The sequence below is a fragment of the Leucobacter sp. wl10 genome, from assembly GCF_003569785.1.
Taxonomy (GTDB): domain Bacteria; phylum Actinomycetota; class Actinomycetes; order Actinomycetales; family Microbacteriaceae; genus Leucobacter.
Map to the genome: position 1 here is coordinate 76,926 of NZ_KZ983988.1, position 24,321 is coordinate 101,246.

Annotated in this window: 17 protein-coding genes; 7 read left to right on the forward strand and 10 right to left on the reverse strand. The window is 68.4% G+C overall.

Annotation, left to right across the window (positions count from 1 at the left end; genetic code table 11):
- Positions 1-32: 32 nt before the first annotated feature.
- The 4 genes from D1J51_RS02640 to manA form a co-directional block, all read right to left on the reverse strand.
- Positions 33-2,168 carry a DEAD/DEAH box helicase gene (locus D1J51_RS02640; RefSeq protein WP_119073843.1) on the reverse strand — a complete coding sequence of 712 codons (2,136 nt, stop codon included), beginning with the start codon at positions 2,166-2,168 and terminating at the stop codon, positions 33-35.
- A gap of 252 nt (positions 2,169-2,420) precedes the next feature.
- Entirely contained in the window at positions 2,421-3,359 is a 939-nt protein-coding gene (locus D1J51_RS02645) for a bifunctional riboflavin kinase/FAD synthetase (RefSeq protein ID WP_119073630.1), read from the reverse strand.
- Positions 3,359-3,904 carry a hypothetical protein gene (locus D1J51_RS02650; RefSeq protein WP_371414068.1) on the reverse strand — a complete coding sequence of 182 codons (546 nt, stop codon included), beginning with the start codon at positions 3,902-3,904 and terminating at the stop codon, positions 3,359-3,361. The genes D1J51_RS02645 and D1J51_RS02650 overlap by 1 nt, the downstream gene beginning before the upstream one ends.
- Positions 3,905-3,951: 47 nt before the next feature.
- Positions 3,952-5,205 carry a mannose-6-phosphate isomerase, class I gene (gene manA / locus D1J51_RS02655; RefSeq protein WP_119073631.1) on the reverse strand — a complete coding sequence of 418 codons (1,254 nt, stop codon included), beginning with the start codon at positions 5,203-5,205 and terminating at the stop codon, positions 3,952-3,954.
- A gap of 78 nt (positions 5,206-5,283) precedes the next feature.
- On the opposite strand from manA, the gene D1J51_RS02660 reads away from it, so the two are divergent.
- Together D1J51_RS02660 and D1J51_RS02665 are read left to right on the forward strand one after the other, a co-directional pair.
- Positions 5,284-6,738 carry an O-antigen ligase family protein gene (locus tag D1J51_RS02660; RefSeq protein WP_119073632.1) on the forward strand — a complete coding sequence of 485 codons (1,455 nt, stop codon included), beginning with the start codon at positions 5,284-5,286 and terminating at the stop codon, positions 6,736-6,738.
- 10 nt (positions 6,739-6,748) lie between these two features.
- A complete protein-coding gene (locus D1J51_RS02665; RefSeq protein WP_119073633.1) occupies positions 6,749-7,096 on the forward strand; it encodes a hypothetical protein in 348 nt (115 codons plus the stop codon).
- A gap of 12 nt (positions 7,097-7,108) precedes the next feature.
- Here D1J51_RS02665 and D1J51_RS02670 read toward each other — a convergent pair whose 3' ends face one another.
- On the reverse strand, positions 7,109-9,898 hold the full coding sequence (locus tag D1J51_RS02670) for a glycosyltransferase (protein WP_162903627.1): 2,790 nt from the start codon (positions 9,896-9,898) through the stop codon (positions 7,109-7,111).
- Entirely contained in the window at positions 9,895-12,774 is a 2,880-nt protein-coding gene (locus tag D1J51_RS02675; protein ID WP_162903628.1) for a glycosyltransferase, read from the reverse strand. Before D1J51_RS02675 ends, D1J51_RS02670 begins: the two co-directional genes overlap by 4 nt.
- 81 nt (positions 12,775-12,855) lie before the next feature.
- On the opposite strand from D1J51_RS02675, the gene D1J51_RS02680 reads away from it, so the two are divergent.
- Positions 12,856-14,679 (forward strand): glycosyltransferase, encoded by a 1,824-nt coding sequence (locus D1J51_RS02680; RefSeq protein WP_162903629.1) that lies wholly within the window; start codon positions 12,856-12,858, stop codon positions 14,677-14,679.
- Positions 14,680-14,883: 204 nt separating this feature from the next.
- Here D1J51_RS02680 and D1J51_RS02685 read toward each other — a convergent pair whose 3' ends face one another.
- Together D1J51_RS02685 and D1J51_RS17805 are read right to left on the reverse strand one after the other, a co-directional pair.
- On the reverse strand, positions 14,884-15,183 hold the full coding sequence (locus tag D1J51_RS02685) for a hypothetical protein (protein ID WP_162903630.1): 300 nt from the start codon (positions 15,181-15,183) through the stop codon (positions 14,884-14,886).
- A 4-nt stretch (positions 15,184-15,187) separates the two neighbouring features.
- Positions 15,188-15,889: a hypothetical protein gene (locus tag D1J51_RS17805; RefSeq protein WP_162903631.1), complete on the reverse strand. Its 702-nt coding sequence runs from the start codon at positions 15,887-15,889 to the stop codon at positions 15,188-15,190.
- A 422-nt stretch (positions 15,890-16,311) separates the two neighbouring features.
- Between D1J51_RS17805 and D1J51_RS17810 the strand changes: the two genes are divergently transcribed.
- From D1J51_RS17810 to D1J51_RS02705, 3 genes are all read left to right on the forward strand, one after another.
- Positions 16,312-16,602, forward strand: a complete 291-nt coding sequence (locus D1J51_RS17810) for a hypothetical protein (RefSeq protein ID WP_162903632.1) — start codon at positions 16,312-16,314, stop codon at positions 16,600-16,602.
- 49 nt (positions 16,603-16,651) lie between these two features.
- Positions 16,652-17,377 (forward strand): glycosyltransferase family protein, encoded by a 726-nt coding sequence (locus tag D1J51_RS02700; RefSeq protein WP_119073639.1) that lies wholly within the window; start codon positions 16,652-16,654, stop codon positions 17,375-17,377.
- 102 nt (positions 17,378-17,479) lie between these two features.
- Positions 17,480-19,384: a glycosyltransferase gene (locus D1J51_RS02705; protein ID WP_119073640.1), complete on the forward strand. Its 1,905-nt coding sequence runs from the start codon at positions 17,480-17,482 to the stop codon at positions 19,382-19,384.
- 6 nt (positions 19,385-19,390) lie between these two features.
- Here D1J51_RS02705 and D1J51_RS02710 read toward each other — a convergent pair whose 3' ends face one another.
- Entirely contained in the window at positions 19,391-20,944 is a 1,554-nt protein-coding gene (locus tag D1J51_RS02710; RefSeq protein WP_119073641.1) for a glycosyltransferase family 2 protein, read from the reverse strand.
- 146 nt (positions 20,945-21,090) lie between these two features.
- On the opposite strand from D1J51_RS02710, the gene D1J51_RS02715 reads away from it, so the two are divergent.
- Positions 21,091-22,158 (forward strand): acyltransferase, encoded by a 1,068-nt coding sequence (locus D1J51_RS02715; RefSeq protein WP_119073845.1) that lies wholly within the window; start codon positions 21,091-21,093, stop codon positions 22,156-22,158.
- Positions 22,159-22,230: 72 nt separating this feature from the next.
- Here D1J51_RS02715 and D1J51_RS18575 read toward each other — a convergent pair whose 3' ends face one another.
- The gene (locus D1J51_RS18575) at positions 22,231-24,198 is read right to left on the reverse strand and encodes a GDSL-type esterase/lipase family protein (protein WP_305773784.1); all 1,968 of its coding nucleotides are present in this window, start codon (positions 24,196-24,198) and stop codon (positions 22,231-22,233) included.
- Positions 24,199-24,321 lie beyond the last annotated feature (123 nt).

Below are 24,321 nucleotides of genomic sequence, written 5' to 3' on the forward strand. Positions count from 1 at the left end.
GCCACCGTCGGACCGTCGTCGGGCGGGCGCCGCTACGCCTCGGCGACCGCGCGACGAAGCACGCCCATGAGCGCGAGCAGCTGCACCGAGTCGGCGTCCTCGGCCGGTGCTGCTGCGCCGTCGAGCGCGCGTGCCGCGAGCCCGGCCTTGCCGTCGATCAGCTCGGCGATCTTCGCATCGATCGTCTGCGCGGCGACGATGCGCCACGCCGTGACCGGCTCGTCCTGGCCGATGCGGTGCACGCGGTCGATCGCCTGGGTCTGCTCCGCATCCGTCCACGAGAGCTCGGCCAGCACCACGTTCGACGAGGCCTGCAGGTTCACCCCGACGCCCGCCGCGGTCAGCGAGCACACGACCACCGACACCTCGGGATCCTTGTTGAACGCGTCGATCTGCTCCTGGCGGAAGGACGCCGTCTGGTCGCCGCGGATCGACACGGTCTTGAGGCCGGCCTCGGCGAGCTGCGCCTCCACGCGATCCATCACGTCGATGTGCTTGGCGAAGAACACCACCTTGCCCACCGAGCGCGCGAGCTGCGCCGTGTAGTCGGCCGCGAGTGAGGCCTTGGCCTGGCCGATCTGCCGCACCATCGTGAACACGTTCATGCCGTCGGCCGACGCGTTCGACTCCTCGAGCTCCTGCGCGCACACCATGCGGATGATGGCGTCGTCGCTGAGCTTCTCCCCGAGCTTGCCGCGCTTGACGGCGAGGAAGCGATCCAGCAGCTTGCGGGCCAGCTGCGCCTCGGCCTCGCGGATCCCCCGGCCCGCCTCGTCGTCGAGCTCGACGGGCAGATCCACCACGCGCTTCGCGGGGAGATCGGCCGCGACGTCCACCTTGCGGCGGCGCACGATGCCCATGTCGATGACGCTCTGGCGCGCCTCGGGGTAGAACGCGGGGTCGGCGGGCGTCCAGCCGTTGTTCTCGAGCCGCGCCATGAGCTCCGGGCCGGGCTTCTCGGCCTCGGTCCAGCCGAGGAAGCGCCAGATCGCGCGGAAGTCGTCGATGTCGTTGATGAGCGGGGTTCCCGTGAGCGCGATGAGCAGCGGCGAGACGCCGGGGGTGCGCTCGCGGATGCGCTCGGCGATGGCGAGCACGTTGCGCGACCGCTGCGACTGCACGTTCTTGATCATGTGGGCCTCGTCGACCACCATGCCCTTGAAGCCGAAGCGCGAGATCCAGCTGAGGTGACGGTCGAGAATCTCGTAGTTGACCACGAACACGTCGGCGAAGGCGTCGATGTCCTGGCCGTCGCCGTGGATGACGGTGACGCGGCGCTGCGGCGTCCACCGCTCGACCTCGCGCGCCCAGTTCATCTTGACGACGTTGGGCACCACCACGAGCAGCGGATACGCGCCCGAGACGCTCGCGGCGAGCACCGACTGCGCCGTCTTGCCGAGACCCGGCTCGTCGGCCAGCAGGAAGCTGCGGTGGCCCTCGGCCACGCTCGCGAGGAAGCGCGCCTGATGCGACATCAGCTCGCGCCCGGCGGGGGCGAGGCGATCCGGCACCGGGGGCTCGGGAAGCTCCATGCACGCGGATCCCCCGCCGCCCTGCTCGAACGACTTGAGCAGCGGCCCCAACAGCTCCCAGTTGGCCAGGCGCACCACCGGGGTCGGCTGCCTGGGAGGCGCGAGGTCGGGGGTGAGGAACGGGTTCGCGAGCAGCCGCGCGTCGATGCCCGCGGGCTCGACCTGGCGCTCGGCGAGCTCCGGCGGGACGAGTGCCCGGGCGGGCTCCGCCTTGCTCGGCTCGTCCTCCGGCAGCTCGATGCCGGCCTGGGTGAGCATCTTGCGCTTGAGCAGGCGGGTCGCCTCCGTGACCGGGGCGGCGGGTTCGAGCAGCGTGATGAGGCTCGTGTCGCGGGCGGCGGTCTTGGCGAGGATCGCCGCGACGCCGTCGAGGCGCTTCAGCGTCTCGGAGCGCTCGGCCTCGCTCACGTTCTCGTCGGTCCTGACGCGGGCGCGCTCCTCGCGCATGAGCAGCGCGATCACGTGGAACTTCGTGCGGCCGGCCGGGCTCGCCTTACCGCGCTGGGCCGAGGCCTCGACCTCGCGCACGGCGCGCGCGAGCAGGGGGATGATGCCCTCGTTGTGGGTGTGCTTGCGACGGCCGTTCGAGCGCGGCGGTGCGGCCTTGTCCCGCTGCGGCTCGGCCTTGCTCTTCACTACGACGGCGTTCTTCGCGACGGCGCCGTCCACGACGGTGGACTGACGCCTGGCAGTGGTGGTTGCCAATGGATCTCCTGATCAGCGTGGTGCGATCTCGGCGCGGGTGCCGAGGCGCAGGTCGCTCACGGGTTCGGAGCCTGACCTCATGCGCGGCATGGGGCTCGCGAAGCGCTCGCGCGACCGTACTCCGATCCTACCACTGCCCGCCCGACGCTATCGCCGTGCCGGGCCTCTTCGTTCGGGCGGCCCTCAGGGGGCGAGGAGCTCGCGCGTGCGGCCGACGTCGGCGCGCATCTGCGCGATCAGCGCCTCGAGCGACTCGAAGCGCTCCATGCTGCGCAGCCGTCGCGCGAACTGCACCTCCACGCGCTCGCCGTAGATGTCGCGGTCGAAGTCGAGCACGAACGCCTCCACCCGCGACTCCCCGGCGGGGTCGAAGGTCACATTGGCGCCGACGGAGATCGCGGCGACCAGGCGCTCGCCGCGCACCACCACCCAGCCGGCGTAAACGCCGTCGGCGGGCACGAGCCCCTCGAGCTCCCCGCCGAGGTTCGCGGTGGGGAAGCCGATCTCGCGGCCGCGCGCGTCACCGTGCACCACCTCGCCGCGCACCGCCGGCGGGCGCCCGAGCATGCGGGCCGCCGACTCGACGTCGCCGCCCAGCACCGCCTCCCGCACGCGCGACGACGACACCTGCCCCGCCTCGCCGTCTTCGACGAGCTCGAGCACATCGGCGGAGAAGCCGTAGCGCTCGCCCTGGATGCGCAGCAGCGCACCGTCGCCCGCGCCGCGGTGCCCGAAGCGGAAGTCGGCCCCCATCACGATGTGCCGGGCGCGCAGCCGCTCCACCAGTACCTCGGCGACGAAGCGCTCGGCCGGGATCGAGGCGATATCGCCGTCGAACCGCAGCATCACGCACACCTCGATACCCGCCGCCTCGAACGCCTCGAGCCGCTGCTCGCGGCTCATGAGGGGCTGCGGGCAGAGCTCGGGCCGCAGATAGCTCAGGGGGTTGTTGGCGAAGGTCAGCGCCACGGCCCTCCGCCCCTCGGCGCGAGCCGACTCGACGACGCTGCGCAGGATCGCCTGGTGGCCCCGATGCAGCCCGTCGAACTTGCCGATGGCCACGCAGCTGCCGCCCGCGAACTCCTCGGGGCTGATCGCCTCGAGTGCCTCGATCACGCGCATCAGGCGGATCCCTCGTTTCCCGCCGCGACGGATCGGTTCGCGGCCCGACCCCGGGTCTCGCGCCCCGCGCCGGCTGCGGTCGCCGGAGCCCGCGCGGTACGGCGCAGCCAGATCAGGCCGAGCACGGGCAGCACGAGCGGGATGAAGAGGTAGCCGCTGCCGAAGCGCGACCACACCGAGGGGTGCGCGAAGAGCTGCGGTTCGAGGATGCTGAGCGCGCCGACGACCAGCACGCCGCCGAGTTCGAACACGAGCGCGCACCAGGCGACCCCCCGCCACACGGTGCTCCCCCGTCGCGCGGCGCGGATCCCCTTGATCAGCGCGACCGTCGCCACGACGTAGACGACCCCGGACACCGCCGAGAGCGAGTACGCCAGGGGGGCCTCGTCGAACTTCGCGAGGATCTGATAGATCGAGCGGAACGTCGCCGCGATGGCCAGCACGATGTAGACGGCGATGAGCACCCGTCCCAGTCCGCCGAGCCGATCGTCGCGCTCGGCGCCGGCTGCGCGGTCTCGAGGGTCACGGATATCGGCGTTCGACACGCGCACCAGTGTACTCGTACGCGGCCCCGAGGCCGGCCACCGCGGAATCAGCCGCCGACCGTCGCGAGGAACACCTCGCCGTGGCCCGTGAGGCGGATCGGCGCGCCCGCCGACACGTAGAGCGACTGCCCGCGGCGGGCCGCGGCGACCTCGGCGAGCTCGGCGCCCTCGCGGGCCGGGCGCTCGATGCGCACGCGCCCGGCGGTCACCACGAGCACCAGAGGATGCTCGGCGGTCACCTCGACGAGCGGGGCAGCGTCCTCGATGCGGGATCCGGAGCGCTCGTCCGGGTCGCAGAGCCGAGCCCGCATCAACCGAAAATCGGGCACCTCGGGTCGCCAGGCCACCAGCCCCCGCGCCGCTCTCCGGCAGGGGAAGCGCGGCTCGGCAAGCTCGGACGTGTCGACCACGCGGCACAGTTCGGCCGCGTCGACATGCTTCTGCGTGAGCCCCGCGCGCAGCACGTTGTCCGAGGAGGCCATGACCTCGACCGCGATGCCGCTCAGGTAGGCGTGCATCTGCCGGGCGCGCAGGAAGACCGCCTCGCCCGGCGACAAGCTCACGAGGTGCAGCAGCAACGACACCAGCACTCCGGGGTCTCCGGGATGCGCCGCGACCAGATCCCGCAGCGTTCGCCCGCGCGCGGGGTCGAGCTCGGCCGAAGCCGCCGCACGCTCGACGGCCGCCAGCGCGGAGGTCGCGGCGGCGTCGCCGCGGAACACCCAGTCGAGAAACTCGCGCCGGAGCGCCTCGGGGTCGGCGCCCGCGAGACGCTCCGAGACCCCGTCCAGGGCGGCCGCCCCCTCGTCTCCGTCGCCCCGCAGGGCCGCAGCGAGGACCGCGAGATCCCGCCGCGCATCCGAGAGCGGCCGGAAGCCGCTGAGCGCCGTCACCTCGCTCAGGGCGACGAGCAGCTCGGGTTTGTGATATGGATCGCCGTAGTTGCGATGGGGGGCGTCGCGCGGCACGCCGGCGGCCTCCTCGGCCGCGTACCCGGCCGCGGCCTGCTCGGGATCCGGGTGCACCTGCAGCGACAGCGGCGCGCCGATGGCGAGCACCTTGAGCAGGAACGGCAGCGGGCCGCCGTCTACGCCGTAGAGCTCGGGATCGCTCTCGACCAGGTCGATGAGCGTGTGCGCCTCGGGCGTCGCCTTGGCCACGTGCGCCGGGTTTCCCGGATGCGTGCCGAGCCACAACTCCGCTTGCGGCTCACCGTTCGGCTCGGTGCCGAGCAGATCGGGCAGGGCGTCCTTCGAGCCCCACGCGTATGCGCGCGGGATGTTCTCGATGAAGATCAGCACGTCGCCCTCAGCCCCTTCCGCTCCCGGCTGCGGCGCCCGCTCATCCGGCCGCAGGCACCATGCTCTACCATACCGACTATGGCGGAGAGCAAGACCAGACTCGGCGTGAGCGCGTACGCGATCTGCGTCTTCATCCTCACGATCGGCAGCAACGGGGTGCGCAATCTGGTGGGCTGGTGGGGGTTTCTCGCGATCGCCCTGGCGCTCACGGTGTGGGGCGCGGCGCTCTTCGTTCGGTTGAAGCCGGAGCGCTTCCGCTGGTACCGACTGCCGTCTCCCCTCTACTGGTTCCTGGCGCTCGCGGTGCTCTCGATCGCCTGGTCGCAGTACCGTCTCGAGAGCGTGCTGGGCGTCGCCGCGCAGCTGGCCACCACGCTGCTCGCGGTGGTGCTCGCGTTCGTGCTCACCTGGCACGAGGTGCTGCGCACGCTCGGCGCCGCGCTGCGCTGGCTGATCGGCGTCTCGCTGCTCTTCGAACTGGGGGTCTCGCTGCTCGTGCGGCAGCCTGTGCGGCAGAGCTTCCTCTCCGGGGACCTCGCCGACAACGACTCGAAGCTGCTGCTGTGGAGCAGGGATCTGCTGTTCTCGGGGGGGCCGATCCAGGGCGTCGTGGCGAGTTCGGTGCTGTTCGGCTTCATCGCCCTGCTGGGTCTGATCGTGTTCGTGATCCAGCTGCGCGCGGGCCTCGTGAGATCCTTCGCGGGCTGGTTCTGGGTGTGCGCGGCGCTCGCCGCGATCCTGCTCACCCGCGGCGCGACCGTGTGGGTGGCGCTCGCCGCGGTGCTCGCCGCCCTGGCACTGGCGCTGTGGGCGCGCAGGCTGGGCCCGGAGCGCAGAGCCCCGCTCTACATCACGGGGACGGCGCTCGTGGTGGCCGCCGTCTCGCTCGTGCTCTTCGCCCGCGACTTCGTCTTCGGCCTGCTCGGCAAGAGCGGCGACATGACGGGTCGCCTCGATACCTGGCGGAGCGTGATCGAGCTCGCCGAGCAGCGGCCCTGGTTCGGCTGGGGGTGGGTGAGCTACTGGGCTCCCTGGGCCGAGCCGTTCAAGTCGCTCGACGTGAAGGCCGGCGTGACGGTCATGAGCGCCCACAATGCGTGGCTCGACGTCTGGTTGCAGCTCGGCATCGTCGGGGTGCTCGCGTTCGCGCCGATCGTGGTGCTCACCATGTGGCGAGCCTGGTTCCGCGCGGTGGATCCGCCGCGCCGCGGCTTCGGCGTTCCCCGGCCCTACGCCACGAGCGCGCTGTGGCCGTTCCTCGTGATGGTGGCGCTGCTCGTGCAGTCGCTCACCGAGAGCCGGCTGCTCATCGAGGGCAACTGGCTGCTGCTGATCCTCATCGCCGTGAAGTCGCGCTTCGACTTCCAGCTGCCGTCGCTCGACACCGAGCCGACCAAGCTGCCGTGGCGTCGCGTGCCCATCCCCCGCGCGCGAGGCGCTCGAGGCGAACCGCATCGGTCATTCGTGCGCTCGGAGGCGGAGCACACCGAACCGGGCGCGCTCGAGCTGCCGCAATCCCGGATCGGCCGGTGACACCGTGCTGATGACGACTGAGCGGCTGCGGCGGCTGCGGGCCGACGCGCGGCTCGAGCGGGAGACGCTCATGGAGCACCGCGTGCGCGACGGCGACGACCCCGCCGACGCGTTCGCCGAGGTGCCCGAGGTCGACGACCTCGTGGTGATCGCGCTGCGCGACGAGATGCTCGAGGATCGCGGTCAGCTCGCCGAGTTCGGCCTGGCCCGCCTCGCGGCACTCTCCGGCGGTCCCGACGCGCTCGAGCACCGGCGCAACGCGGACCGCGTGGAGTTCGATCTGCTGCGCGAGATCGCCGCCGACGTGCCGCAGCTCACGGTCGCCGTCTGGCGGGTGAGCCACCGTCTCGACGTGTAGCCCCTCGGCGCCTCATCGCCCGACCACGCGCGAGAGGCGATCTCGCGCGATCAGGAGTCCCCGCTTCACCGCTCGCGGCCCCCAGTGTCGCCGGCGGCGAACGATGAGCGATCCGCCGGCGGGCTCGTAGAGCACCCCGTCCCTGCGGCGGTACTCCGGCACGGGCGCCTCGCCGCTCACCGACACGACGACGCCGCCCATCCGCTCGCGGAGAGCAGGCACCATCGCCTGGTGCAGCGGCAAGCCCGTGATGGGAAAACTCGCGCGCCACTCCCAGCCGCCACCGTCGGGATGCCGATGCCAGACCGTCTCGCCCGCGCGCACCGCCACGAGGTCCGCCCGGTCGCCGCAGTAGAGCACGGGCTCGACGGCGTCTTCTCCCAGCGTGCTGCGCCCTCTCACCACGAGGTCAGCTCTTCGCTGCTCCATCTCGAGCAGCGAACCCGCTGCGCGGCTTCGGAACAGCAATGGCCAGTCGTCGATGCCGCCCCTGCGCCCGGCCTCCGGAACCAGAGCGAGCGCGGAGTTGCCGAGGTAGTGGTCGACGCGTCCGACCAGCTGCCACCAGCTCACAATCTCGTCGGCGGCAACCGGCGAGGCGAGCACGGGCAGCAGCAGTCCTCGCAGCCGCTGTCGCATCGCCTCGTCGAGCAGGCCGCGGGCCTGCAGCCTGTCGAGCACGTTCTTCCACGCGTGGAACCGCGCGGCGTCCTCTCGCGGAGTACCTTCATCCAGTGCCTGGAATAGCGCCTTAGCGGCCGCGAAATCGCCCTTGCCGACCAGTCTCGCCACCGCGCATCGGGCAGGATCGACCCACGTCGGCGGGTCTGACACCTCGTCCAGCAGGCGCTGCAGCGCCTCGCGAACCGTTCGGTCCAAGCCACTCGGTGCTTCCCAGCGCGTCAGGTACTTCCCGACCTGCACGTAGGTATCCCGCGCATAGACCAGATCCGCCTGCACCTCGGAGAGTTCTGGACGCTGCGCACCCGCGACGAGTTGCGCGCACTCCAGCTCTTGCGAGAGGTAGCTCAGCATCGACGTCGCCGAGTCGGAGCGGGCGGTCATCGAGCTTCCGCCCGGGCGTTCCCGGTAGAGATAGACGACGTCCGGCACGATGTCGACGGAGCGGGCCATCAGATAGGCCCTGACCATCGGCACGATATCGTTCGACCGCGCGACGTCGGGGAAGCGGATCCGCCGGGAGTCCCACCACTCGCGGGAGAAGGCCTTGTTCCAGCAGGGCCTGCTGTACATGAGCGTCGGCTCTTCGGCCAGGGTCGTTCGCCGCCTGGCGCGAGAGAACGCCTGCATGTTCTGGGTCGGCCGCCACGTGTCGACCGGCCTGAACTTGAGATAGTCGCCGAACGCGATGTCGGATCCGCTCTCCTCGAGGCTCGCGATCAAGGCGGCGTAAGCTCCGTCGGGCACGATGTCGTCCCCGTCGCAGAAGACCAGGTACTTGCCGCGCGCGTGGTCTGCTCCAATGTTCCTCGCCGTGCCGCCCCCGCGGCTGATGGCCTCGACCAACGTCACCCGCTCGTCGCGCTCGGCGCGGTCGGCCACAATCTCACGCGTTCCATCGGTCGAGTGGTCATCCACGACGATGACCTCCATGCGCTCGATTCCCTGCCCGAGCACCGTCTCAAGAGCCTCCCCGACCCACGGAGCGACGTTGTGTGTGGGCATGACCACGGAGAGCAACGGCGAGCCATCCGCAGCTCTCCCCTCCCCAGCCACCTTCCGCTGCAGATGGGGGAGCCGGATGCCGAGCAGTTCGGCCTCCTCGCGCGCGATCCCGCGGTCGGGCGGATTGACCGACATGAACTGGTCGAGGCGCAGCAGGGCTCGCGCGGCGTCGGGATCGGGATCGGATCCGAGAAGCCGGATGATCTCGCCGTGCTGGGCACGACCGCGAGCTCTCAGGCCCGCGTAAGCGAGCGGTAGCGCGCGGGAGCCTAGCTCCGCGCGGTGCGCCGTCGACTCCGCGTCTGCCGCAGCCGTCTGCGGCTCGGGTGGCGCCGCATTCCACAAGTCCCAGGGGAACGCCCGTTCGAGGGCATCCAGATCGACCTCTGGTGCGACCACAGGACCGAGTTCGAGCGCCTCTGCAACCGACGAGGCGAAGACAACGTCCGCTCGGTGCGTGCCGGCGTAGTAGTCGAGGTACTTGAAGGGGTTCTCGGCCGCCGCCCGCAGTGGCCGGGAGGGAACGCCAAAGGCATCGGCCAGCACCAGCGCGTGCAGCGAGGTCGCTATCACGAAGCCCGCTCGTGCGATGCGCCCAACGATCTCCTCGGGGTCGCCGACCGGGCTCAACACCGCGCATTCCTCGTCGCCGTCGAACTCCGTGAAGCGCTCCAGATCGTTCAGGTTGGGCACGACGAGGGTGTCGTCGCCGCGTTCGGAGGCGATGAGCTCAGGGCGATAGCGAGGCAGCAGCAACGCCGGATCACCATACACCTCCGGGGCCGCAAGGCCGCGGTCGAGCAGCACCGTGCGGCTGAACGGACCGCGAACCGCGCGCACGTCGAGCGTGCTCGGCAACGCGGAGAGCCCGACCTTACCGTTCACCCCGCTCCCCCACACGACGTCTCCGTGCTCCGCGAAGTGCATAACGCTGCCGACCGAGAGCAGTCGACGAGACGGGTCGGCTGCTCTATCTTGGCGCACGCCGGCTCGGGCGAGCATCGCGCGCACGAGCATAGGTCCCAGTTCATCGCCGACGTTCAGGAGCTGCTCACCGTCCGCCGCCGGGCGCCAACGGAAGCAGGCCACACCCGATAGAACAGAGACGGTACTCACGCCGCGCCTCTGATAGTTCCCGCACTCCCAGACTGCGCGGTGCGTACGAGCATGTCTTTGACCTTCGACGAGATGGCGTAGGGCAGGCGCTCCCGGGCGAACGCTCGCGCCCGTTCCCGCTCCTCGGAGGAGGGCTCCCATTCGCCGAGAAACCGCGCCATGTCGGACTCGGCCCGCCGCCTGTCGTAGAAGTGCACCCACTCCTCGTCTTCGAACTGCCGCACGAGGTGCGGCTCATCGGGGAGCAGCACCGAGACGCCGAAGGTCGCCGCGAGATGTAGGCTGCCCGAGTTCAGCACTCGCCGGTACGGCAGCACCAGCAGGTCAACCGCCGACAGCCACAGAGGCACCTCCGCGTCGGGCACGAATTCGAAGTTCGATGTGATGGGGATGGCGTCGGGCAGCATCGACTCGATCTGAGGCGCGTGCTCCGGGTTCATCTTTCCCGCGAGGAACAGGCCGATGTCCTCTCGCCTGTCGCACTCCGGCAGCGCCAGCGCGCCCAGCAACTGGTCTACGCCCTTGTAGGGGTGGATACGGCCGAAGAAGAGCACATTCAGCGCCCGATCCGGTGCCCCCAGACGCTCGAGCGCCTCGGCGCGCTCGAGGGGCCTCCCGTACACCCCGACATAGCTGGGATGGTCGATGTGCACGACCCGATCCGCCGGAATGGAGTAGTACTCAGAAGCGGCATCCACGGTTTCGGGCGCCATCACGTGCACGACGTCCGCCATGTCCGCGATCACTCTGTTGAGCTCGACCTCGACCTCGGGATACCTGGCGTCGTGCGCCACCACGTTGTTCACAGTCCAGACGAGCTTCGCGCCCCGGTCCCGCGCTCGCTGAACGGCCGTTGTGAAGCGGTCGAGGTTCTTCCTCGCCTCGTCCTCGGTCTCCGCATCCTGACAGATGGTACGGGTCCAGTGCACGTGGGCGATGTCGCCGCTTCGCAGGCGGCGCAGCCCCCGCAGGATGTCTGGAAGGAGCACGACCTTATGCACCTCGAAACCGCTCTCCGCGCGGATCGCTAGATACAAGATGTTGAGAAACGGATTCGAGTTCCAATACGGGAAAGCGAGCACCTGCGTCGCGGGCTCCTGGTCGACGGTCGGCTCGGCCTCAGAGTCGCTCGCGCTCCACGGGCGCACCGCCACAGCGCGAGCGGACATGCCGTCCGAGCCGAAGACGACATCGGAAACGTGCTCCGAAACCGCTCCGCCCACGGCTCGGAGCGATTCGGGAATCACCACGAGTTCGTCGGCTCGCCCGAGCACCGGGTGCGAGAGGCGCAGGAACACCGGCGCCGATTCGAGGCGTTCACCATCTTTCATCTCCAGCCTGGCCGACCAGCGGTACCCTGCGCGATCCCCACCCTCGCCAAGGCTCGTGCGCAGGAGGGTCGCAGGCAGGAACCGAGGCGCGGCCCCCTGTGGTCGGAGTACGACCTCTCCCCGTACGCGAGGGTCTTCGAGCTGGGGCAACACAACCTCGGCCTCACCCGTCAGCAGGAACTCCGTCGCGGCGCCCCCGGCGGACGCTCGGGCCTCCTTGAGGGTTGCTGAGAACACCGGCGCGTCGAAGACATGCTGGGGGTCGATCACCTCAGAGGATCCACCACTCAGAACCCGGGTGACAAAGGCGTACAGCCCAAACCTTCCCTCGACCGCCTTCGCGAGCTGTTCGGCAACACCCCTCGGCAGCGCCGCAGAGGCCTCGGCCAGTCGCGAGACGAGCCGGGGATCTCGCCAGGCCCCCGCCGCCTGACCGTCCACAATCGTGCGCTCGAATATCAACCGCCCCAATCGCTGTTCGGGCGGGCGCCGGAAGTGGAGCGCGCCGATCGCAGCGAGATCCGTCTCGACGCGCTTCCCCCAGTCCTCCATCTCCAGAACCAGGGGGGTCGACCCGCCGTCGAGCGACCAGCGGCTTTGCAGCGTGCCATCGGCGAAGAGCCTGACGAACAGCATGTTCATGGTGTCCGGGTACACGACCCCGAGGTCGGCCGCCTGTTCAAGCAGAGAGATCAGCAGCCCCCTCAGCTCATCCTGAAGCGCCCGGTCCCCAAGAGATCCGGCGACCTTGACCCGCAACGGCGCCTCGCTCGGGATGAGCCGCCGAAGGTACGCTCCGAGCACCTCGCCGTCACCGAACGAGACGAGACGGCCGCGCACCTCGCGCACCTGCGTCACCCAGTCGACCACGACCTCGCTACCGTGATGGTTCGCCGAGATCGCGCCCGCGCGACGACGATGGAAGTAGGTGACGACATTTAACACGTCGACGCTCGACGCTGCGAGCGCCGCGGCGACCTGGTGCTGCACGTCCTCGTACAGGGTGCGCTCAGGGTGCTGAAGACCGTGTTGCAATAGGAACGCGCGGCGGAACACCTTGGCCCAGCTGGTGTGGTCGAGCACAAGGTCCGGGCGCGAGCGCACACTCACACGCTCCCGGCTCTCTGCAAACAGCGGGCCTCGGTGCGCCCAGTAGGTCTGCGGCTGCTGGTCGGGGAACACATCTGAACCGATCGAGGTCGCGTAGTCGGACCCCGTGCGCTCCAGGGAGTCGATCAGCACGGCGGCGCCATCCACGGTAATGTAATCGTCTGCGTCCACGAACATGACATACTCGCCCGTCGCAAGAGCGAGCCCGCGATTGCGTCCCGCTCCTGGCCCGTCGTTCCCGAAGACGTGCACCGAGAATCGAGGGTCCCTGTCGGCGAAGTTTCGTGCGATGGCCTCGGAACCGTCCGTGCTGCCGTCTATGACGACGATCGCCTCCCAGTCATCGATCGTCTGGTTCTGAATGGAGAGCAGGCACTCCTCGAGCCATTCCTCCACATTGTAGACTGGCGCGATCAGGGACAATCTCGGGGGCAAGGCACGTCCTTCCATAAGCTCGCCATAATACAATGCTCTCGACCGTCCATCCTAGATGACCACCTCTTGGAGTTCCCAGTAGTGCCTTCAGTCAGCCCGCAGCCCACCGGCCCGAGCCCCGACCGTCCCCCCCTCCTGACTCTCGTGGTCCCGGCGTTCAACGTCGCCGAGTGGATCGAGGAGTTCCTGTTCAGCTTGCAGCGGCAGACGATGACCGACTTCGAGGCCATCATCGTGGACGACGGGTCGGCGGACGGTACCCGTGAGATCATCGAGCGGCACGCAGAGACCGACAGACGGCTACGGTTGTTCGACAACCCGGGCAAGGGTGGAGGATCCGCCCGCAACTTCGGCCTATCGCAGGCCGAAGGCGCATACCTCGTCTTCGCCGACGGCGACGATGTCGTGCCAGAACACGCGTTCGAGATCATGACGCGCACGCTCGACGCCACGGGCAGCGACATGGCGGTGCTCGACCACCTGGTGTTCTCCACTGTGGCGACGGCGCAGCGCAGCCAGAGCATTCCGGTCTACGATTCGTTGCGGACCGGCATCACGCTGAACGACGAACCGATGCTACTGCGTGATCGGGTCTGCTGGAAGAAAGTGTTCCGTCGCGACTGGTGGGTGGAGAACGGGATCGAGTTCTCGGACTCGGCCCGCTCGAACGACATCTTCGCGATGAGCGTGGCGTACGCTGCCGCCGACCGCATCGATATCGTGCCCGAAATAGGATACGCCTATCGCAGGCGTCCCGGCACCAGTTCGATGTCGTCGCAGGCGCACGAACTGGGGTCTCTGCGGGACCACTTCAGAGAGGAACTGAAGTGCTACCAGTACCTGAACGGCGTGCTGAGCCCAGCCGCGCGGGAGATCTACTTCACGAATCTCCTCAGCTGGGACATCTACGCCCACCTGCGCGGCCTCGCCGGCCAGGCCATCAATTCCGAGAACGAGGCGACCTGGTTGGAGGCTGCCGAGGCGGCGAGATATCTCCATGACCAAGCCCCGCCGCAGGTGCTGCACGAGCTGCAGAGCAATCGGAAAGACTTGTACGCGCTGCTCACGAGCGACAATCGGCATGATCTGCTGCAGCTGTGGCCCGGCACCCACACGACGACGGCGGAGCAGGTGCTTGCCGAGCTTCGCGACCCCGCCACGCTGCGGGTGCTGCGACAGCACTGCGCGGACGGCGATCAGGAGTCCGTCAACCGGGTCAAAGTCATGGTGCGCGAGCACTTCCTTCGCACGCTCATCGACAACTGGCACAGACACGACCCCTCGGTCCTGCGGGCGGCCCTCGAAAAACTGGGATCGTACGTCGAGGAGCTGGTGCCCGCCGACCAGATCGAGGATCGCGAACAGCTGCTCTTCGAGTTTCTGCGCACCAGCTCCGACGATATCCCGGAGTGGCTCCACGAAGTGGTCGCCGCCGGCAAGATCAAGATCTCCGCGTTCCGAGTCAAGGGACGGTCGGTGCGCCTCGAAGTCAAGCTCGGCACGCCGACTGCGCCCCAGCCCGACCTCGTTCTGTGGGACCGCACCGGAAGGCGGCTGGTGCTGCCCGCTCCGACCGGCCCGGATTCGGACGGTGCTCATCTCATCTCCACGAAGACGCTCGGTGCCTTCGGCGTATGGAACATCGCGGTCGAGTGGCGCTTCGACGGCCACACGGTGACCGAGACCGTCTACGCGAAGCACGCCGACCCCGTCGCCCGGGTCGACGTGCTGAAGGCCGTACTCGTTGGCGGGGAGACCCCGCTCGCAATCCGTTTCGATACGCCGAGGCGGATTGCGAGACTCGCCGCGGGCGGCGTCGCGCGTCACACGAAACGGATCGCGCGCGGCACGCGGCGGCGAGCTGCTGTGATGCTTCATCGCGTCCGTCGGGTAGAAGATGATTGACTCTGAGGAGTTTCGCTGCCCGCAGTGGCACGCGAGCGTGCCCAGCGCACGGTCACACCTCAGAACCACCGAGAGCTACGCCGACAGCTCATTACGGAACATTGAGAGGGTGACACCCCTGTAGTGCTTTGAAGAGGACGAGCCCGAGCCGACCCCAGAGTATGGGGCAGCTCGGACTCGTCACTCATCACCGTATCTATGAGCTCACTTACCGTGACGGGAGACGTAGCGCGGGCGAGAACCTGACCCGAGTAGCAATCTCTCGACGGATGGCCAGCGGTTTCCAAGCCACTGAGCAATCGACTGGTAGGCCAGGATAACACCGCCGACGACCGCCGATTCCACGACCGTCAGAACCGAGAAGCCCGGATACCCAGCCTCAGCGAATACGCCGTCGACCCATCTGACCACGTTCTGGATCATTTCGACCTCAGAGACGAGGCGGGTGATCAGAACTCCAACGAACGCGGCAACAAAGGTGCGCGTGCTCTGCGGGTGGGACACCAACTCAGAGCTTCTGGTCGATTCCCTTCAGGTACTCGTGGATAGTCTTGGAATCCGTCACCCCACCCACACGGCCCTTGAGCCATTCGAGTTCGTTCGCCAAGTTCTTAGAGTTCTCAGTGCCACCGATGCGTTCCCTGAGCCAGTCGGTGTTCTTAGCTCCATCAGTGAGCGAGGTGGCACTTGTCGTCCCGCCTACTCGCGTCTTCAGCCAGGCAATATCAGCGATGGCGCTGTCGAGCTTTGCTTCCTGTGCCGGGGTCATTTCATCGTCTCCAATCGTTACATTTTTTGGCCGCAGGTAGCCGAGTGCTCCTGCGAGGGTGAGATATTCCCGGTGAGTAGGGCCGGGATTTTGGGTCATGCAGTACACCGACCCACCGGACGGGCTGTCAAGGGCAACTGCTACGTGGGAAGATGGGTAGCTGGCGCTCCCATAAGCCCAAAACACAACATCTCCTTTTCGGAGGCCCTCCGTACCGCTATACCTGGTCACAACCGCGTCGACCCCGTTCACGGGGAAGTTGATCCACACACTGTCCGCAAAACCAGTGGGCGCATATCCCATGGTCTGCGATCCTCCGACAACGCGTACCAGATAGTCGAGCCACACATCGTGACATTGCGTGACCGGATCGCCATAACCGTCTTTGTCGATGTACTGACCATCGACAGAGACCGCCCAGGCGTCAAATGAAATTGTCATGATTCCTTTCCGTATGTCTCAGTGTTCATTCATTTTGATGGCAAGTTAATAAGCCTGTTCACCTCCTTTCTCCTTTCGAGCAGAGAGGTCCCTACCGCTACGGTGCATCGACGCGAACAGCCTCAGTGAGACCGTGAGCTGCGCCGGAGCATCGATGCTGAACACGTTTGCGATTTGCACGAGTTCTTCGATCTCGAAGCAAGCCGCACCGGTCATCCGCCGCGTGAATGATGAGGGGGATATAGGCAGCCGCTTCGCGAGCCAGACCTGATTCTTCCCCTCAACGGCAAGAGCAACCCGAATCGCTTGCCGAGTGAAATTCCGTAACGAGTTCATGCCTCGTATGCTCACAGAATGCGATTGCTCGCAACGAACGCATCTGTCTAATTGAGTTTGATTTGTTAGCTGTGCAAAAATCAGGTGTGAGCAGGTATCCCGAAGTCGGCATCTTCTCGCTTGCTTTCGCTGAAGAGTATCGCTCGTTCATGGAGGAGAACGATGTCTCGGGCACCCGATTGGCCGAGCAGATGGGCCGAGGCGTCGGTTATGTCTCTGAACGCGTCAACGGAAAACGGCCGCTCAACGAAGACGACGTCGAAGCACTTGCCGCTCTGGTCGATGGATGGAACGGGGTGAGTCTTCTTCTCGAACTCCTGCGTCGCGTCGCTGAACGAGCAGAACCGGGCCCGAACCGCCGAGCCCGTTCAGCGTGAATGGATCGGTCAGGTCTGCACTCGTCGCGAGAACCGATAAAATGACTGGATGTCACGCACACCCCGTATCGGCATCGTGAGCTATTGCGATCATCTGCGCACCTACGCGCATGTGAATCACGAGGCCTACGCCCGGAGGCACGGCTACACCTACATCTTCGACATCGCGCCCGTGCAGACGTTCAAGCACAACACCAAGCTCGAGAAGATCCAGAAGCTGCTGCCGCTTTTCGACTGGCTCTTCTGGATCGACGACGACGCCTTCTTCACCCGCCCCGAGATGCCTCTGACCGAGTTCCTCGACGTCTCCAGGAAGACCGATTTCGTCTTCTGCGAGAGCCCGGTCAACGATGGGAAGAAGACCTGGCTCTCGTCTGGCAACTTCTTCGTGCGCAATACGCAGCTCGCGCGGCAGCTCCTCGACGATGTCGCGAAGGACTACCGTGACGAGCGGATCCGGGATTGGTGGGACGAGAACGATTACGGCTACTACACCCACGGCGACCAGGACGCGTTCGTCTTCCACTTCAATACGCAGCCCCGGTACCAGCGCAGAGACTTCGTGCGGCGGCTGTCCTACGAGGCGTTCAATACCCGCCCGTTCCACTTCGAGGACTCTCTCGACGAGCACTTCCTCGTGCACTTCACCGGCGACCACAAGGGCCGGCAGGCCGCGGAGTTCGCCCAGCGGTTCGACGTATCGGAGGCTCTGATCCCGCACCAGGAGTTCAAGCGATTCCGCGGAGTCTACGCACCTCGCGAGGGGGAAGAGTAGAGGCCGCGCTCAGGTCGGCGCGGGGCCGCGCTGACTAGACTGTCAGGCCCAGGGCCGCGACAACTCCGGCCACGCGCCAGTTCGCAGAGAGGTGCTCAGAAGATGCCTACCACGCTCCAGAACGTCGTGTTCCCCATCGCCAAGGACCCCGACGTGCTGCCGCTCTACGCCGACGCCGAGACGTGGACCTCCGTGCGCGGCCGGCCGGTGCGCCTGAGCGAGAACGCGCACATCGACAACGTGCTCTCGCGCAGCAGCGTGCGCGTGCGCTCGGGGCAGCGCGTCTCGTACGCCAGCTACTTCAACGCCTTCCCCGCCTCGTACTGGCAGCGCTGGACCGTAGTCGACCGGGTCGCGCTCACGTTGCGCACACAGGGACCGGGCACCATCATCGTCTACCGCTCCAACGCCTCCGGGGTGCAGCAGCGCGTCGATTCCCGCGCGGTCAGGGGATCCGACGAAAGCGTGTTCGATCTGCCGCTGCGGTCGTTCAGCGACGGCGGCTGGTACTGGTTCGATCTCATCGCCAGCACCGACGAGCTGATCCTCGAGAGCGGGGCCTGGACCACCGACGCAGAGCCGGTCTCCACCGGCCGGCTGAGCCTCGGCATGACCACCTACAACAAGCCCGACTACTGCGTGGCCACGCTCGCGGGCATCGCGGACGACCCGGCGCTGCTCGAAGCCATCGACCGCGTCTTCCTGGTCGATCAGGGCACGCGCAAGGTGCGCGAAGAGGCGGGCTTCGACGCGGCCGCCGAGCGGCTCGGCGAGAAGCTGCGCGTGATCGAGCAGGGCAACATCGGCGGATCGGGCGGCTTCGCCCGCTCGATGGCCGAGACCCTCGAGCGCGAGGACACCGACTTTCTGCTGCTGCTCGACGACGACGTCGAGTTCGAGACGGAGAGCGCGCTGCGCGCCCTGCAGTTCGGCCGTTTCAGCCGCACCCCGGTGATCGTGGGCGGCCACATGTTCGATCTGCTCGACAAGCCCGTGCTGCACGCCTGGGCCGAGGTCGTGCGGCCCGGCCCCTTCATGTGGGGCCCGTCGTTCGATGAGCAGCACCGACACGACTTCCGCAGGCGCAACCTGCGCCAGACGCCGTGGATGCACGCCCGCCTCGACGCCGACTACAACGGCTGGTGGATGTGCATGATCCCGAAGCGCATCATCGCCGAGATCGGGCTCGCCCTTCCCGCCTTCATCAAGTGGGACGACGCCGAGTACGGGCTGCGGGCGAAGGAGGCGGGCTACCGCACCGTTTCGCTGCCCGGCGTGGCGCTCTGGCACGTATCGTGGATCGACAAGGACGACTCGCAGGACTGGCAGGCGTTCTTCCACACCCGCAACCGGATCGTCGCCGGCCTGCTGCACTCCGATCGGCCCGGCGGCGGCGGACTGCTGCAGAACAGCGGGCGGCAGGACATCAAGAAGCTGCTCAACATGCAGTACTACGCCGTGCAGCTCGCGGTCGACGGCATGCGCGCCGTGCTGCGCGGCCCCGGTCGGCTGCACGACGACATCGCGAAGGACATGCCGCAGGCCCGCGCCCGCGCCGCCGACTTTCCCGAGACTCGCGTCTACCGCTCGGGCGACGAGAACGCGCCGGTCTCTCGCGGGGGGCGCGCGCTGCCGCTGCTCGAGAAGCCCCGCGACTACCCGACCGGGCTGCGCCTCGCCCTGTTCACCCTGCGAATGGTGCCGCAGCACTGGCTGCGGCAGAGCAACGAGAACGACGAGCATGCGCCCGAACTCGAGTACCCGAAGCAGGACGCGCTGTGGTGGCGCATCCCGCACCACAGCAGCGTCATCGTGGGTTCGGCCGACGGGGCGGGCAAGATGTGGTACCGGCACGACCGCGCGAAGTTTCGCCGCCTGCTGCGCGAGTCGCGCGCGCTCACCCGCAAGATCGAGAAGGACTGGGACCGGCTGGCGCGGGAGTACCGGGAGGCGCTGCCCAGGATCGCCTCGGTCGAGGAATGGAAGAAGACCTTCGAGGGGCGGTAGAGACCCTCAGGCTCGCGGGCCCGCGCCTCGGGGCGCACGCGCCGGGGCCCGCAGGTCGAGGCTCGCGTTGCCGTGCTCGGTGGCGTACAGGCGCATGCCGGCCGCCTTGCTCGGTTGCCCGTCTGCGGCAGCGACCCGCGCCCGGCGGCCGCTCAGACTGCCCCGCACCTCGAGGATCGTCCAGAGGTCGACGCGATCGCGGGCGAACCGGCGCATCAGCTCCAGCGGCAGCACGAAACGGTAGGCGAGCGCGTCGGGCCTCCCGGCGACGCGGAAGCGGCGGCCGGGCACCGAGATACCCCTGCCCACCCGTCTCCCCGAGAGATGGAGATACACCCGGATCCCGCCCCCGGCGAGAAAGCTCTCCGCGCGGCGCGTGACTCCGCGGCCGACGCGCCAGCGCAGCGTCGGCCGCAGCAGGCGGTGCAGCCGTTCGGCGGCGGCCACCCGCGCCGGGCCGGGCTTCGACGCCCCGCTCAACAGGCGCTCCTCGGCGCTCGGGATCACCTCGACCATCACCTCGACCCCGCCCGGCACCGCTTCGAGGCCCAGGCAGACCGACTCGTGCGCCAGATCGGCCTGCGCATCGACGAGGGTGTCGATCCCCTCGAGATCGCCGGCCCGGATCAGTCGGCACAGCTGCGCATTGGTCGGGTTGCCCATCGCTGCGTCGCGCTCCGGCGCCACCAGCTCGTCGAGGAACGCCCGGTGCTGCGCGACCCACTCGGCCTTGCGGTCATCCGTCATGCGCTGCCAGCGCTGGGGAGCGTAGAAGCGGAGGCCCTTTCGCGCGAACAGCTGCTGCACGAGGCGACGCGCGCGTTCGGGATCGGGCACCTCTGCAAGCAGGGTGGCCGCGATGCGTCGGCACGACCCCACGTAGTTCTCGGGCTGGATCGGGCTCGACGAGATGTTCTTCTCGTCGTCGCGCTTGGCGATGAAGTAGAGGGGGTCGGCGCCGCAGAACAGGATCAGCCGCGCCCGTACGTAAGCCGCGGTCACGAAGATGCCGTCCTCGAGACGCACCCGCCCCTCCGGAAACCTGAGCGCGTGCTGCTCGATCAGTGAGCGGCGGAACAGCTTCTGCGGCGACAGCGTCTCCATCGCCCGCTCCAGCGAGATCTCGCCCTCGGGGTGGAGCTTGAAGAGCGACTGCACGCCCCTGCCGCCCACTCCCTGGAACCTCGGGATCACGACGTCGGCGTCCCGCTCCTCCGCCATGGCGACCAGGGCGCTGAGCGCGTGCGGAGCCATCGTGTCGTCCGAGTCCATGAAGAACACGAACTCGCCACTCGCACGCTCGAGCCCGCGGTTGCGGGGCATTCCCGGCCAGCCGCTGTTCGCCTGATGCACCACGGTGAGGCGGGGATCCTGCTCGGCGAAGCGGTCGAGCTCCTCGCCCGAACCGTCGGTCGAGCCGTCGTCGACGGCGATGACCTCGATCGAGCGGAGATCCTGCCCCAGCACCGACTCGAGCGTCGCGGTCACGTACGGCATGGAGTCGTAGACCGGAAGGATCACGCTCACCGTCGGGTGCGGGGCTTCACGTCCAAGATCCATCCGTCGGCCTCCCCCGGCTCATCGTACCCCATACACCGTAGTACGACTCGCGCTCCGCGAACCGGTGAGCGGGCTGTGTGGTCGCTGCCCATTCTCGGCGACCCGGCTGGGAGGCCGAGCGGGCCCCGTTTGTTATCATCCCGATGATGGTGGCTTCGCATACGCGGATCGGGAGCGCGACCCAGCGCCTCTGGTACTTCGACGCGCTCCGGGCGATCGCGATCCTGGCGGTCGTCACGATCCACGCCGCGATCACCGAGTGGCACCAGGCACCCGTCGAGAGCTGGCGCTGGGACGTACTCAACTGGATCAACAGCCTTCCGCGCTTCTGCGTGCCCGTGTTCCTCATGATCAGCGGGGCGCTGTTCCTCGACCCCTCGCGGGAGGTGACCTGGCGGGCGCTGTGGCGCAAGTATCTGCCGCGCGTGGCCGCGGCCTTCGCGGCGTGGTCGCTGTTCTTCGCCCTCGTCAACGTCTACGGGCCTGGCGGGAGCGGTTCCTTCCCGGAGCTGGTGACCCGGTTCTTCACCGGCCACTTCCACCTGTGGTTCCTGCTCGCGCTCATGGGTCTCTACCTGTTGGTCCCGATCCTGCGCCCCATCGTGCGCGACCGCCGCGTGGCGTGGTACTTCGTCGGCCTCGCCCTCCCCTTCGCCTACGTGTTCCCCATGCTCGAGCGGGTGCCCGCCATCGGCGACGTGCTCGGATCGATGCTCGGCGCCGCGAAGCTCGAGCTGGTGCTCGGTTACAGCTCGTACTTCGTGCTCGGCTACCTGCTGAGCCGGGTGCGGCTGCAGCCCTGGCAGCTGTGGGCGCTCGCGGGGGCGGGCGCGGCGGGCCTCGCCGCGACCGCGGTCGGCACCGCGGCGGTATCACGGCGGGCGGGCGAGTGGGACGAGCTGTTCTACGGATTCCTGACGCCGAACGTGCTGGCGGTGTCCGTGGCGGTCTTCTGCCTGGTGAAGGCCGCGGGAGACCGCGGCGATCCGGCGCGCGAGCCCTCGCGCATCGTCGGCTTCCTCTCGAACTACTCGTTCGGCATCTACCTCGTGCACCCGTTCTTCCAGTGGGTGTACCGGCAGTTCGGGCTCACCACCGAGTTCGCGCACCCGCTCATCTCGGTACCGGCGCTGACGCTGCTCGTGCTGATCCCGAGCGCGGTCACCGCTGTGCTCATCAGCAGGATCCCGCGCGTCGGGCGCTTTCTGGGGTGAGGTCTCGGGGCGGGGCGGAATCCCGGGCCCGACATCCGAAACCCGCACCGCTCTCGCCCCGGCGCATGAGCATCAGGAAGCGGGGCTCGCCGCCTCGCCCAGCGCATCGGGCGACAACTCCACGTAGTCGTGATGCTTCGGGCCTCGCCCGTCGCCCGCCGTCCGCCTGCGCATCCGCCGCCACAGCCAGGGCAGAGCGTACGCCCTGAGCCACTCGGCCCGCGATATCCCCTGCCTGCCCCGCTCCGTGTCGGCCTCGTCGTGGAAGGCCCGCTCGAGCGACCCCAGAACCTTGGCGTCGGAGACGCCGAGCACGGCCGCCGCGTGGTAGGCGAGGATCCGATGGCCCGCCGGGGTCAGGTGCACGCGGTCATCGGCCCACACGTCGGGGTCGGCGATCCCCGGGATGGTCGCGGTGTCGAGCAGATAGCAGCCGTGGGAGCGCGCGATCTCGCGCACGCGGTCGGCGAACTCGGAGAAGCGGTTCGCGAGCACGGGCAAGACGCGACTCCCGGGCAGGAACGGGGTGCCGATCAGCACGTCGGCGCCGGCCGCCCGAAGCCGGGCGACCTGTTCGTTCAGGCGTCGCGCGGCCCCGTCGACATCGATCCGGGCGCGCACCAGGTCGTTGGCGCCGATCAGCACGGACACCAGGTCCGGGCGCATCGAGAGCGCCTGATCGACCTGCGCCTCGAGGTGGCGCACCTGCCTGCTCCGCACCGCAAGGTTCGCGAACCGGATCCCCGCCTCTTCGGCTTTCCGGTCGGAGAGGAGCATGGCGAGCCGAGCCGCCCAGCCCAGGTACTCGCCCTCGGGCATGCGCGAAGAATCGCACAGTCCCTCCGTGACCGAATCGCCCAGCGCGACGTACCGCCTCCAGTTCGGCGCGGCGCCTGCCGGTGCGGAGCGAGCCTGCGGGTACGACGGGCGGGACGGCATCCCCGCGAGAACCCGGGGCCGACACACCTCTTGGGCCTCCCGGTAGTGGTCGACGAGCTGCTCGCACAGGGACGACCAGGTTCGATGCCGCACCGATCCGCGAGCTGCCCGAGAGAACGCGGCGCGCTTTCCGTGATCCCCCACGAGATCCTCGACCCGGGAGCGCATCTCCGCGAGATCGCCCGGCCGGTAGGTCCAGCCGTCGATGCTGTTGCGCACGAGGTCGAGCGGTCCGCCCTTCCCCGTCGCGACGACCGGGACGCCGCTCGCCTGCGCCTCCTGCACCGTCTGGCAGAAGGTCTCCGTCTCCCCCGGGTGCACGAACACGTCGATGCTCGCCATGGCCCGGGCGAGTTCCATGCCCCCGAGATGCCCGGTGAAATGAGCTCGAGGGAGCAGACGCTCCAGCTCGGCACGGCTCGGGCCGTCTCCGACGATCAGCAGCCGCGCAGCGGGAAGATCGTGAACGGCCAGAAGATCCTCGACCTGCTTCTCGGGCGCGAGCCGCCCGACGTACCCCACGATGGACCGGCCGGGAGCGACCTCGTTCCGCCAGGCTTCGCTGCGACGCTCCGGCGCGAACCGCTCGGCGTCGACGCCGCGTCCCCAGTGGCGAAGACGCTCGATACCGAGCGCCGTGAGCTGGGCGTGCGTCGATGTGGACGGGACGAGCGTCAGGGTGGCGCGACGGTGCAGGCGGGTGACGTGCGAGGCGACGATCGGCGCGCCCCCGAGCACTCGGTACTTGTCGGCGTAGGCGATGACATCGGTCTGGTAGACCGCGACCGACGGTATGCCGAGGGTCTCGGCCGCCCGCACGCCCGCCCAGCCGAGGGCGAACGGCGACGCGAGGTGCACGACCTCGGCGCCGAACCGCCTGAGAATCGTCGAGATCCTCGCCGGGCGGGTGAGCACCACGCGGACGTCGGGATACGAGGGCAACGGGTACGAGCGCAGCAACTCCATGCGCGCGCCGCGGAGATCGGGATCGATCCCGCAATCGACCGTCCGGCCCGCGTCGGGCGCGATCACCAGCAACTCGTGCCCCCGGCGGGACAGCTGCTCGAGAACTTGCAGGACGGAACCCGTGACACCGTTCATGTGAGGGAGGAAAGATTCAGCGATGAGCGCGACCTTCACGCCTCCATCGTGGGACCTGCCGGCCGCGCGAGGCGACGACCCGACGCTCCATCACCCAATGTTCGCCCGCTGCACACGAGGAGC

Excerpts from the sequence above, each read along its gene's own strand:
- D1J51_RS02700 (WP_119073639.1), top strand. The coding sequence starts at position 16,652 with ATGTCACGCACACCCCGTATCGGCATCGTGAGCTATTGCGATCATCTG.
- D1J51_RS02715 (WP_119073845.1), top strand. The coding sequence starts at position 21,091 with ATGGTGGCTTCGCATACGCGGATCGGGAGCGCGACCCAGCGCCTCTGG.
- D1J51_RS18575 (WP_305773784.1), bottom strand. The coding sequence starts at position 24,198 with ATGAACGGTGTCACGGGTTCCGTCCTGCAAGTTCTCGAGCAGCTGTCC.
- D1J51_RS02645 (WP_119073630.1), bottom strand. The coding sequence starts at position 3,359 with ATGCGCGTGATCGAGGCACTCGAGGCGATCAGCCCCGAGGAGTTCGCG.
- D1J51_RS17805 (WP_162903631.1), bottom strand. The coding sequence starts at position 15,889 with ATGACAATTTCATTTGACGCCTGGGCGGTCTCTGTCGATGGTCAGTAC.
- D1J51_RS02665 (WP_119073633.1), top strand. The coding sequence starts at position 6,749 with ATGACGACTGAGCGGCTGCGGCGGCTGCGGGCCGACGCGCGGCTCGAG.
- D1J51_RS02705 (WP_119073640.1), top strand. The coding sequence starts at position 17,480 with ATGCCTACCACGCTCCAGAACGTCGTGTTCCCCATCGCCAAGGACCCC.
- D1J51_RS02710 (WP_119073641.1), bottom strand. The coding sequence starts at position 20,944 with ATGGATCTTGGACGTGAAGCCCCGCACCCGACGGTGAGCGTGATCCTT.
- D1J51_RS02660 (WP_119073632.1), top strand. The coding sequence starts at position 5,284 with ATGGCGGAGAGCAAGACCAGACTCGGCGTGAGCGCGTACGCGATCTGC.